2 protein-coding genes are annotated in these 3,983 nt (G+C 61.9%); one reads left to right on the top strand and one right to left on the bottom strand.

The genetic code is table 11. The annotated features are described in order from the left end of the window. A partial coding sequence (locus tag BGIM_RS55620; protein ID WP_020475822.1) for a transposase occupies window positions 1-266 on the top strand: 266 nt, incomplete at its 5' end. A 911-nt stretch (window positions 267-1,177) separates the two neighbouring features. On the opposite strand, the gene BGIM_RS0143275 is transcribed toward BGIM_RS55620, so the two are convergent. After that, a complete protein-coding gene (locus BGIM_RS0143275; protein WP_162136350.1) occupies window positions 1,178-3,064 on the bottom strand; it encodes a recombinase family protein in 1,887 nt (628 codons plus the stop codon). Window positions 3,065-3,983: the final 919 nt, after the last annotated feature.

Below are 3,983 nucleotides of genomic sequence, written 5' to 3'. Positions count from 1 at the left end.
AAGACGCCGCCCGGTTTCTGGACGACTGGTGTCGGCGGGCCGAGGCGTCCAAGCTGTCGGTGTTGCAGAAGATGGCGAGTTCTTTCCAGATGCACCGGACCGGCCTGCTGAACTACCATCGCTGTCCGATTTCGACCGGCCCCCTCGAAGGGGTGAACAACAAAATCAAGACCCTGCAACGACAGGCCTATGGCTACCGTGACCAAGAATTCTTCCACCTTCGCATTTACTCAATCCATCGAGCCAAGTACGAACTTCTCGGATGAGCCAAAAATGAAGTGCCAAATAGTGTATTGATATTTGGCGGATGCACCATTTAGTGGTGCATCCGCCAAGTTAACGCACAGATGGCGGGGTGGAGATACCGGCCGGACGGCAGAGCCATCGGCGACACTGACCGCATCGATTTTGCCGGCGTCGCCACCCCGCCATCTGTGCGCCAATTTGGCGGATGCACCATTTAGTTGTGCATCCGCCAAGTTAACGCACAGATGGGACGGGGATCCCGACCGGACGGCAGAGCCGTCGGCGACAATAGCCCCATCGGTTAGCCAACGTCACCACCCCGCCATCTGTGTGTCAACTTGGCGGATGAACCATTTAGCCGCCCGTCCCGGGGGAGCGATTGGCCCCAAGAGAAGCTCTTGTCCAAAAGGGCCGGAGAGATTCACGGCCTTCATTCGCCGCGCCTGACAAAAACCATGCCCTCAAACGAATTTCATCCGGCGGGACGGATCGGTGTTGATGCCGGCAAAGCGAGGCGAATCCGCGGCGGTCAATCGACGAATAGAACTGGCGTCGGTCGGCAACAAGCGGCCCTCGAAGCCGGGGCATTTTGAACAAACCCATGAGGTGAAATGGAAATCACAACGTGGCCGTTCAATTGGCCCTTGATCACTTCCCTTGCATCTCGGTCTGATCGTGTGAATGAGTCGGTTTCGGCAAAACGGCCTTCGGTTCGGCCGGACGGTCTGCTGACGCAGGGTTTGCGCCGTCGTCGCATGGGCCGGCCTGCGAGGAACGAATCCAGGAATTCGCGAGTGTTCGGGCGATCTGTTCCGCCCAGGCCAGCCACCAGTTCGACATGGGTTTCTCCCCGTGTTCAAAAAAATGTGTTCGCAAAAAAAAAACCCGGCCAAATGACCGGGTCTCAGACGATTCTGTTGCCCAATCCCTCTCAAGCGGCCGGCGGGGCCTCGTCGGCCCCCTGCAGGCGTTTCCAGGCAATGAAGGCACGGTTGAGGTCCAGACCGGTTCGACGCGTGATTTCCTCCCAGGTCACCCCCTCCGCCCGCCAGGCGACAATTTGCGGAGCCCAACGGTCCATGGCCGTCGGTTCCCCCAGGTCAATCATGAACTCCGGCCCGTCATCCCCGCCGGCTGACGGCTTCGGCCACAGACCGCAAGACTCGACAGGCAAGGCGTCTCCCAGGGCGGCGGCCAGCGCACGCCAGGCATTCAACCGAAACCGCAGCCGGACAAACCCGCGTTTCTTCCCGGGGGTGATCACCGGCTCGGCCCGGGCCGATGCCAGGGCCAGACGAAGAATGCCTCCGGGGCCTTCATGCGGAATCTGGCCGGCCCATTCACCCAGTCGTTCCGCCACCCAACTCTCGTCGGGCAGGAAGATCTTGGCGGGATCATTCCTGCCCGGCTTGTCTAGTCGGCGGTCAATCTCCGCTTTCTCCATTTCGGCCTCCCGGAGCCGGGCGGTGATGGCGGGACTGGCCGCCCCCCCGTCGGCCAGCACGCTCACCAGATTGTGAATCTGCCGTTCAAGTTCCGCGGCTTTTCTCATGTCCCGCTCCCGCTCCGCCGGGGCCTGTTCGGCCGCTGCCCTGATCGCGTCGCAGGTCAGGCGGTAAAGCGTTTGCATCCATTCGGGCCAGCCGCGAAGCAGATCGACCAAGAACTCCGACAACGCCCGCTCGGCCCGGTCGGCGGGCGCCCTGGTCGTCATGTCACACAATCCCTTCATCGCCCCGGGACAGGCGTAATACCGGCGGCCGTTGCTTTGCCTCAGCCACATCTTCGCGCCGCAGACACCGCAAACGAGTGTTCCCCCGAGCGGCGATTTGGGATGGTCGTCGGCCGGGTTCGGGAGCGGCCCCCGCCGACGCTGACCGGGTTGGTATCCAAACTTTTCACCCAGGGAGGCCAGTCTCGCGGCGGCCCGGTCCCATAGCTCCTGTCCGATGATCCGCAATGACGGCCGTTCCCGCGTGATCCGCCGGTCCGCCGTCGCCGCCGTTTGCTTCTTGCGTCCCTTGGAGTCACGAATCGTCTCGGTCCGGCCCCACGCCCATTTCCCGATGTATTTCTCGTTGGCGAGCATTCGGCGCACTTGTTGCGGATGCCAGCCCGGCGCGGAGGCCCGGCGTCCCTTGGCAACCTTTTCGGCGGTGAGCCGCCGGGCGATCAAGCCGATCGACGTGCCGGCGACAAACCACTCGAACACCCGCCTCACCCAAACGGCTTCCTCCTCGCAGACACGCAATCCCTTCTTCGGCTTCGGCCCCCGGCGTTTGAGTTGGGCGGCCCAGTCCGGGTCCAGATAATACGACTCGAAACCATAGGGAAAATCACCGGCGCTGCCGTCGGCCTCGACCCGCCCGTGCTGGCCGCGCCGAACCCGGTGCCGGAGGTCGCGCACCGTCTGGCCGTGATGCAGTTGCAACACCTGAACTTTCAGCTCCCAACCCGGCGTGTCGGTGTCGATCCCCTCCCCGGTGGAGAGAAACCGGCCGCCGGCAAACACCAAATCCTGAATGAAGGCGAAGGCGTTCGCGGCCCGGGTCAGCCGCGACTGGTCGTCGACGGCCAGAATGGCGACCTCGCCCCGGTTGATCATGTTGCACAACCGCCGGAAGCCGTCCCGTTCGGTTTTGGTTCCGGATTCCGCTTCGTCGTGAATCACGACAATGTCGTCCCCGCTCACGCCGGCCCGGATCAGGCCGGCCCGTACCAGACCGGCCAGCACTTCTCGCTCCTGATCATCGCAGCTTTCCGGTCGCTGCATGTCGGAAGAGGTGCGGCAATAAACCACTGACTTTTGACCAGACACGAAATTTCTCCCGCACCAGGGAGTCATTCCGGACAGAATGGCAACCGTCCTCAACTGTCGGCCTCGTCTGATAATCCTTCTCCCTGATGAGCGCAACCGCTGAACTGGTCGGCAGTAAACGTCATGGAGGCGGCAATGGCTCGGTGTAACAGTTGAAGATCGATTTGATGGTCAGCTAATGTGCAACGTCTGGTTCGGCTGCCAGCACCTCATGATAAACGCAACAACGACCCCAACCGGGTGTTCTCGGGCTACCCGCTTCGACCATCGGCACGGGTGATTTTCACCCCGACGCCGGAACCAACGGCAACCCACTCAGCCCATCAGCACAACAGATTGCGACCATCAGACTCAAACGCGGGGACAACCCGCTCTCTCCATCGGCACAAGAGACTTCAGCCATTGAAACCGAACCAATCAGAACCATCTTTCTCCATCGGCTCGGACGACTGACCGGGCTGTCTTTCCCACGCGAGCCGAACGCCCAAGTTCAGTTGCCGGCGCCGGAGAATCCCCGGCCGCTACACGGCGACGGAGGTCGCCGGTCAACTGCAACGACTTGTTCGGCCGAAAACCTTGTTCTCTCCCCCGGCGACCGTCGCCGGGCGAAGTGTTTTGTCTTTCGCCCTTCTCAACCCGCTTCGCCCATCGGCACCGACAACTTTACCCACTACCTGACCACCCGACTGACGCTTTCCGAACCCATGCCATGCCGCCGAACGCCCAAGTTCAGTTGCCGGCGCCGGAGTACCTGCACTCCTGTCACCGCGACAGCGGTCGCCGGTCAACTGCAACGACTTGTTCGGCCCGAAACCCTGTTCCCTTCGTCCGGCGACCATCACCGGACGAAGTGTTTTGTCGTTCACCATTCTCAACCCGCTTCACCCATCGGCACCGACGACTTTACCCCGATACCCGA

It is taken from the genome of Zavarzinella formosa DSM 19928 (assembly GCF_000255705.1).
In the GTDB taxonomy this organism is placed as follows: domain Bacteria; phylum Planctomycetota; class Planctomycetia; order Gemmatales; family Gemmataceae; genus Zavarzinella; species Zavarzinella formosa.
This window is presented reverse-complemented; position numbering and strand designations above follow the sequence as displayed.